Source organism: Mycobacterium sp. 141, assembly GCF_000382405.1.
Classification (GTDB): Bacteria; Actinomycetota; Actinomycetes; order Mycobacteriales; family Mycobacteriaceae; genus Mycobacterium.
Map to the genome: position 1 here is coordinate 84,307 of NZ_KB908273.1, position 8,135 is coordinate 92,441.

The 8,135-nt window shown below is 62.3% G+C and carries 6 protein-coding genes and 1 pseudogene; 5 read left to right on the top strand and 2 right to left on the bottom strand.

The genetic code is table 11. The features are described 5' to 3' along the window. Nucleotides 1–13 precede the first annotated feature (13 nt). Nucleotides 14–1,519, bottom strand: coding sequence for a glucose-6-phosphate dehydrogenase (zwf, locus tag H276_RS0119595; RefSeq protein WP_019972985.1), 1,506 nt, complete (start codon nt 1,517–1,519; stop codon nt 14–16). A gap of 43 nt (nt 1,520–1,562) precedes the next feature. Continuing rightward, nucleotides 1,563–2,111 carry a flavin reductase family protein gene (locus H276_RS0119600; protein ID WP_019972986.1) on the bottom strand — a complete coding sequence of 183 codons (549 nt, stop codon included), beginning with the start codon at nt 2,109–2,111 and terminating at the stop codon, nt 1,563–1,565. 556 nt (nt 2,112–2,667) lie between these two features. Here H276_RS0119600 and H276_RS0119605 point away from each other — a divergent pair. The 5 genes and pseudogenes from H276_RS0119605 to H276_RS0119625 all read left to right on the top strand — a co-directional run. After that, nucleotides 2,668–2,964 (top strand): putative quinol monooxygenase, encoded by a 297-nt coding sequence (locus tag H276_RS0119605; RefSeq protein WP_019972988.1) that lies wholly within the window; start codon nt 2,668–2,670, stop codon nt 2,962–2,964. An 80-nt stretch (nt 2,965–3,044) separates the two neighbouring features. After that, a pseudogene (locus H276_RS0119610) lies at nt 3,045–4,424 on the top strand (LLM class flavin-dependent oxidoreductase); the annotation flags it as partial. 463 nt (nt 4,425–4,887) lie between these two features. Further along, on the top strand, nt 4,888–6,135 hold the full coding sequence (locus H276_RS0119615; RefSeq protein WP_155943180.1) for an MFS transporter: 1,248 nt from the start codon (nt 4,888–4,890) through the stop codon (nt 6,133–6,135). A 139-nt stretch (nt 6,136–6,274) separates the two neighbouring features. Then, complete coding sequence (locus H276_RS0119620; RefSeq protein ID WP_019972991.1) at nt 6,275–7,540, top strand: bifunctional 3,4-dihydroxy-2-butanone-4-phosphate synthase/GTP cyclohydrolase II; 1,266 nt, start codon at nt 6,275–6,277, stop codon at nt 7,538–7,540. A gap of 83 nt (nt 7,541–7,623) precedes the next feature. Continuing rightward, nucleotides 7,624–8,135 (top strand): NAD(P)-binding domain-containing protein (locus tag H276_RS0119625; protein WP_019972992.1); only part of this gene is annotated, 512 nt, incomplete at its 3' end.

The window sequence follows — 8,135 nt, forward strand, 5'->3', positions numbered from 1 at the left end:
CTTGGCGCCGGTCCTACTCCCGCCACACCCGCTCGAATGGCAACCGCCACGCATTCGGCGCGATCAACTGGTGAATCGCGTTGGGTCCCCACGTCCCGGCCGGATATATCTTCACCCCGGGCGGATCCTGCAGCAGCGGTGCCGACCGTTCCCATAGCGACTCGATGCCCTGAGCTGTGGTGAACAGGGTGTGGTCGCCACGCATGGCGTCGAGGAACAACCGTTCGTAGGCTTCTAGCACGTCGGCCACCGCCGGGCTCTGTTCGGTGGAGAACTGCATCGAGAGCTTCTCCAACCGCATGCCCGGCCCGGGGCGTTTGCCGTAGAACGACAATGACACCTTCGACTCGTCGGCCAGGTCGAACGTGAGATGGTCCGGTCCTTGCGCGCCCACCCCGGAGCCTGTCGGAAACATGGTGCGCGGTGCTTCTTTGAACGCGATCGAGATGATGCGTTGGCCTTGGGCCATTTTTTTGCCGGTGCGCAGGTAGATCGGGACGCCGGCCCAGCGCCAGTTGTCGATGCCCACCTTGAGGGCGATGAACGTCTCGGTGTCAGACTCGGCCGACACTCCCGGCTCGTCGCGGTAGCCCCGATACTGGCCGCGCACCACGTCGTCGGTGTTGATGGGCAGCATCGACCGGAAGACCTTGTCCTTCTCCTCGCTGATGGCGCGGGGCTCCAGCGCGGTCGGCGGCTCCATCACCACGAAAGCCATCACCTGGAACAGATGCGTGACCACCATGTCCTTGAAGGCGCCGGTGCTCTCGTAGAAATTGGCCCGCCGGTCCAGGCCGAGCTTCTCGGGGATGTCGATCTGGATGTGGTCGATGAAGTTGCGATTCCAGATCGGCTCGAACAACCCGTTGGCGAACCGGAACGCCAGGATGTTCTGGGCGGCTTCCTTGCCCAGAAAGTGATCGATGCGGAAGATCTGTGTTTCTTTGAACGTCTTGTGGACGAACGCATTGAGTTCGACGGCGCTCTTCAGGTCGGTGCCGAACGGTTTTTCCATCACCACCTTGGAGCGTTTCACCAGGTCGGCGTCCTTGAGCATGGTGATGACGGCCCGGGCGGCCTTGGGCGGCACCGAGAGATAGTGCAGTCTACGGGCTTCGCTGCCGAGTTCCGCCTCGGCGGCCGCCACGGCCGCGGCCAGTGCCGCCGGGCCTGCGCTCTGCGGGACGTAGTGCACTTTGGCGGCGAAGTTGGCCCACTGCTCGTCGGTGGGGTGCCGGTTGCCGTACTCGTCGATGGCCTTCTTGGCGTGCTGGAGGAATTCCTCGTCGGTGAAATCCTCCAGCGAGGTGGCGACCACCCGGATCTCCGGGGAGAACGTCGACTGGTCCAGATAGGCCAGGCCCGGCAGGAGTTTGCGTTTCGCCAGGTCCCCGGCCGCCCCGAACAACACGATGACGTGCGGCGGCAGCGTCGCGTCCTCGTGCCGGGTGGGGTGTGCGCCGGGTGCGGGGTAGGCGATGTCGGGCGCATTGTCGGGAACCAGGGTCAGCAGCGACATGGGAAACCCTCCAGGATTTCGGCGGAACCGCAGGATTCAGATTTCACTGGATCGGGTCGACGGCCAACGACGGAAACGCACCGTCGTGGAAGACCAGCGGAGCAACCTTCCGATCATGGCTGGCCGCGTGGATCTCGAACATCACCAACGTGTGATCCCCGGCGGGCAACTCGGCCACCATCTCGCAGTCCAGCCATGTCACGGCCGAGTCGATGAACAGCGCACCCTGGTCGGTTTCTACGGTTTTCACGCCGCCGAACCGTTCTCCCCTCCTTGAGCTGATCTGGCGGCAGACGTCGTTTTGCCCGTGGGCGAGAATCGAGATCCCGATCCGAGGTGAGGACCGCAAGACAGGCCACGTGGTGGACTCGTTTCGCACCGAGAACAACGTCATGGGTGGCGCATAGGAGACGCCGATCGACAGCGATGTCGCCACCAAGCCGTGGGGCTGGCCGTCAACCGTCGCGCACAAGGCGGCCACCGCGGCCGGGAATCGGCTGAAGACCATCCGCATCTCATCGGAGTTGGCCCGCGCGGGGTGCATGTCATCGAGGCCGGTGCCGAAGGGCACCGAGAGATCCATGGTCGTCATCGCAGGGCCTGCCTCGGTGTCAGGACATGGGTGTTCATTGGAACCTCCTGAAATTTTGTTGAACTTGTGAAGGGCGTGATGAAGACCATATTGACAACGCCGGCGCGGGCACATCCGTGGTCAACACGGGTCTTCTTACGGTCGCGCCACGGAACCGGCACGCAACCGACCCTCGGGGCCTTGCGTGCATCGCCGATCACGCATGCGCGGCGACGGTCAAGCCTTCATCGCGAGGCTTTCCCGAAACGACCCGCGAAACGGCACCCACCCCACGGGTTATGCGCCTTCGATCGATGAAATACCGTGCCGGAGTTCGGATTCGAAGATCTGCAGCGTCGACCGCACGCCGCTGCCGGCGCCTGCGGTGCCCCGGAGCGTATTCGGATTCGAAGATGCGCAGGGCCCCGGGAGCCGGTTGCAGGGACGTTTCAGTGGCGGGACCGTAGGAAGTTCAGTGTTGACCACGGATGTGCCCGCGCCGGCGTTGTCAATATGGTCTTCATCACGCCATCTCCAGCTGCGGGAGTGGCCATCCCATGAAAGAGGAGATTGATCTATGTCGAGTTCAGTCGGGCTGCTGGTGCTTCTCGAGGCAATCAGGGGTAAGGAGCAGGAACTGTCGCATTTCCTGGTTGAGTCTTTGGAATCCGTTGTGAAAGAACAGGGTTCATCGTCCTGGTATGCATTTCGGATCAATCAGTCCCAGTTCGGGATCTACGACACCTTCCCGAACGAGCAGGGTCGCCAGGCCCAGCTTGCCGGGAAGGTAGCCGAGACGCTCGGCACGCGGGCCCAAGGGCTCCTGGCCTCGCCGCCCAAGATCCAGTCACTGGAAGTTCTCGCCTCCAAGTGACATGACGATGCTTGCCGGCCGGCAGGCACTGAAGACGTTTACGCACAACACTATTCAGATCAAAAGAAAGGTCAGAACCCATGGGTGTGGGCGATGCCAAGAAGCAAATGTTCCTCAGTGCGTTCGACATGAACTGCGTTGGGCACCAGGCCCCGGGGATGTGGAGGCATCCAGAGGATGAGTCCTGGCGCTACAAGGATCTCGATTACTGGGTGGATCTGGCGAAACTGCTCGAACGCGGTGGATTCGACTGCCTGTTCATAGCCGATGTGCTCGGATACTACGACGTCTACGGGAGTTCGAATGACTCCGCATTGCGTAATGCCATTCAGGTCCCGGTCGGCGATCCTCTTCTTACCGTCTCCGCGATGGCGGCGGCGACCGAGCGGCTGGGCTTTGGCTGCACGGCATCGCTGACATACGAACTGCCGTATTCGTTTGCGCGGCGCATGACCACCCTGGACCACCTGACCAAGGGGCGGGTCGCGTGGAACATCGTGACGTCCTACCAAGCCAGCGCCGCGAAGAACCTCGGCCTGGACGATCAGATTCCTCACGATGAGCGGTACAACGTGGCGGACGAGTTCATGGAGGTCTGCTACAAGCTCTGGGAAGGGTCCTGGGAAGAAGACGCGGTCGTCAGGGACCGGGAGAAGGGCGTCTTCACCGATCCGGCCAAGGTGCACGACATCGAGCACAAGGGCAAGTACTACACCGTGCCCGGGTCGCATCTCGCCGAACCGAGCCCGCAGCGCACTCCGTTCCTGTTCCAGGCGGGGGCGTCCTCGCGGGGCCGGGGCTTCGCCGCCAAGCACGCCGAGGCGGTCTTCCTGATCGGAACCGATCCGCACGAGGTGCGCCCCGTGGTGGATCAGATTCGTATGGCGGCGGCCGAAGAGGGCCGAGACCCCCGCAGCATCAAGATCATCATGATGATGACGACGATCACCGCGCCTACCGATGAAGAGGCACAGGCCAAACTCGCTGACGTCTACAAGTACGCGAGTCCTGAGGGCGGGCTGACCCTGATGGGCGGCTGGACCGGCATGGACCTGTCGACGAACGCACCCGACGAGCCCCTGGCGAAGGTCAAGGGCAATGCCATGCAGGCGATGAACGATATGCTCACCCGGGTCGACAGCGAGGTGATCTGGACGACGCAGAAGCTTGCCGAATGGGTCTGTGTCGGCGGCATGAGCGCGGCTGTCATCGGTTCGCCGACGACGGTGGTCGACGAACTCGAGCGGTGGCAGGAGGTCGCCGACGTCGACGGGTTCAACTTCGCACGGGTGCTGGCCCCGGGAACAATGGAGGACTTCGTTGACCTCGTCGTTCCCGAGCTGCGCCGCCGGGGACACATTCCCGAGGTTCCTAATGGGGCCATGACACTGCGGGAGCGGTTCACCGGAGAGCCGCGGCTGCCCGCCGAGCACACCGCCGCGCAGTATCGCCACGGTGCGGATAAGACACCGGTTCGCGAACGTCCCTTCACCCTCGAATCGACGGCAGCAGGAATCCAGCGGTCGCCTCGGCAGGTTGGCCTGTTGGTCACCTTGAATGCCAAGGCGGGCAAGGAGAACGAGCTGGCCCAGTGGCTGCGCGACGGCAAGAAGATCGTGCAGGGAGAACCCGACACCAGCAGTTGGTACGCCTTCAAGATCGATGAGTCGACCTACGGGATCTACGACACCTTCATGACCCAGAGCGGCCGAGATGAACACCTGCATGGTGAGATTCCCGAGCGGCTGGCAAAGATCACGCCGGAGCTTCTGGAGACACCTCCGACCATCCAGATGGTGGATCTACTTGCAGTGAAGCGCTCCTAGCTACCGGATCTGCGAGAAGTGACGACGCGGCGGCCATCAGACCGTACCGGTGTGGTGGCCGCCGCAGTCTTATCCGCGAATGATTGGCGAATCAAGCATGGAATCAAGTGTGGACAGTGATCGAGGCCCCATCGGGGCTCCCGTGCAATCCCCGGCTTTAGGGTGTCCTGCCCGCCGGCAGTGGTTTCTCATTGCTGCAGTTCAGGTGATGGCTCTGGCCGTCTGGTTCTCGGCGACGTCCGTGGTGCCGAGCCTGACGGTGGAATGGCAGATGTCCAGTGTGGCGGCAGTCTGGCTCACGGCATCGGTACAGATCGGCTTCGCTATCGGGGCGATTCTGTCGGCCCTCGCCAACCTGGCCGACCGCATCCGTCCCCAGGTGTTGCTGGGAGCGAGTGCTTTGGGCGCGGCGGGGCTGACGCTGGCGTTCGCGTGGTTCGCGGACGGCCTCGTTCCGGCGATGATCCTGCGATTCTTCACGGGTGTGCTCCTGGCCGGTGTGTATCCGGTCGGTATGAAGCTCATGGCGTCATGGTCAACAACCACGAATCGCGGCATATCCTTCGGATTGTTGATCGGTGCGCTGACACTGGGATCGATTCTGCCGCACCTCATCAACGGCATCGAGACGCTGCCCTGGAAAACGGTCATGACCGTGGCCGCGTGTGTCGCTGGAGCCGGCGGGCTGGTGGCCCTGCTGTTCGTCAGGTCGGGCCCCGCCCTCAGCTCGGCACACGTGGAGGCGAATCCCCGATACATCTGGCAGATGTTCAAACACCGGGAATCCCGGCTGGCCAATATCGGCTATTTCGGCCACATGTGGGAGCTTTATGCACTGTGGGCCTGGATCGGGTCGTTCCTGGTCGCATCGGTGAGTGAGAATCAGCGGCCGATCTCGTCGAGCGCGTCGAGCGCCACGATATTCGTGACGATGGGAATTTTCGGACTTGTCGGGTGTCTCGCCGGTGGTTGGCTCGCGGACAAGATCGGGCGGCCGATGTCCGCGGGCATGGCCCTGGCGATCAGCGGGGTATGTTGTCTGTTGTCCCCGTTCGCTTTTGACGCCCCATGGATAGTGCTTGTGTTGTTCCTCGCGATCTGGGGTGCCGCGGTGATTGCGGATTCCGGAGTCTTCTCCACCATGCTGTCCGAATCCGTGGACAGCCGCTATGTGGGCACTGCGCTGACGGCGCAGACTGCGATCGGATTTTTGCTGACGGTGGTGACGATACAGATCGTGCCTATCATCGCCGACGCTGTCGGATGGCGGTACGCATTCCTTTTACTCTTCGTCGGCCCGCTGATGGGAGTGGCGGCGATGAGGGGCCTACGTAGTGTTTTCTAGCTTTCACAACCTCGGCCCCCGAGGAAACGCTCGAATCGAAGCTCGCGCTCTGATTGCGGACGAGAGCAATGGAGTTGTTGTAACCCAACGAGTTCGGATCAGGAAGATACCGATATTACTGTGAGAGTGGAGGGTTGAGATGAAGAAAGATGACTCGATTCCCAATACGCGTGCTGTGGAGCGTGCCGTGGAACGTCTGGCCGAAGGAAACGTTGTCATTGTCACCGACAACGCAAATCGGGAGAACGAAGCGGATCTCGTGTGCGCTGCGGAGGACATCAGCACCGAGACCATGGCGTTCTTCGTAGAGCACACTTCGGGGATCATCTGCGTGCCGATGCAGCGGCAAAGGTGCGAGGAATTACTCCTGCCGCAAATGGTGGAAACCAACACCGATGTGCACGGCACCGCTTTCACCGTCAGCGTCGACCATGTCGAGGCGGGGACCGGAGTGTCGGCGGCTGCTCGGGCGCTGACGGCGCGTGCCCTGGCAGATCCGGACACGCAAGCCGTGCAGCTGCGCCGGCCGGGGCATATCTTCCCATTGCGGGCCAGGACTGGCGGCACTCTCGAGCGGGCCGGCCATACGGAGGCCGCGGTCGATCTCATGAAGTTGGCCGGCCGCAGGCCGGTCGCCGTCATTTCCGAACTGGTGAACCGCAACGGGTCCATGCTCGCCGGTCACGCGGTCACCGAATTCGCGAAAGAGCATGACCTGCCGGTCATCTCTGTTGACGACCTCATCGAATACCGGCGACACACCGAATCTGTGGTTACTTCGGTTACTTCAGTTGCGGCAGCAAGCCTACCGACTCGATACGGCACGTTCGAAGCGATCGTCTACGTCGACCCCGACGGCGACGTCGAGCATCTTGCTCTGGTCTCTCGTGATCGAAGGGGCAACGTGCCTGCCTCTTCTCCCACATTGGTCAGGCTGCACAGCGAGTGCTTGACGGGAGACATCCTGGGATCGAGACGGTGTGACTGCGGAACGCAGCTCGAGCACGCGGCCCAGCAGATATTCGACGAAGGGTCGGGCGTCATCATCTACCTGCGCGGCCATGAAGGCCGGGGCATCGGATTGGCGAACAAAATCCGGTCCTATGCACTGCAAGAGACAGGCCTGGACACGATCGAAGCGAATCTGGTGCAGGGACTGCCGGTCGATTCGCGGTCATACGAAGTGGCCGCTCATATCCTGGAGGATCTGGGGCTGTCGAAGATACGGCTCATGACCAACAACCCACAAAAAGTTAATGCGTTGCGGCAGCGCGGATTCGATGTCGAAGTTGTGTCAGTGCCCTGCGTGCCCACCACCGAGAATGCGCGATACCTGATGACCAAGCGCGACAAAATGGGACACTCGATACGATTCGATCACACACCGCAAGAGCTTGTGCGGTAACGGTATTCATCCGAATGTGAACGTCTGCTTGTTGATGCCGGTCCGCCTTGCGGGCTGACCGGCCCGGCGAAAGAGGAACCCATATGCAATTGGGGTTGATCGGCCTGGGCAAGATGGGCTTCAACATGCGCGAGCGGCTCCGCGAGGGTGGCCACGAGGTCATCGGCTACGACCCGCGCCCTGAGGTCAGCGACGTGGCGAGCCTCGCCGACCTGGCGGCCGCACTGAGCACGCCTCGCGTGGTGTGGGTGATGGTGCCCTCCGGAACGATTACCAACGACACCATCAAGTCGCTGGCTGATGTGTTGAGCCCCGGCGATCTGGTGATAGACGGCGGCAACTCGCGGTACACCGATGATGGACTGCACGCGAAACTGTTGGGCGAGAAGGGCATTTCGTTCATCGACGCCGGGGTGTCCGGCGGTGTGTGGGGCTTGACCGAAGGCTATGGGCTGATGGTCGGTGGTAGCGATGCCGACGTGGCGCGGGCGATGCCGATCTTCGACACGTTGCGGCCGGCCGGTGAGATCGCCGACGGGTTCGTGCACGCCGGTCCGGTGGGCGCCGGGCATTACGCCAAGATGGTGCACAACGG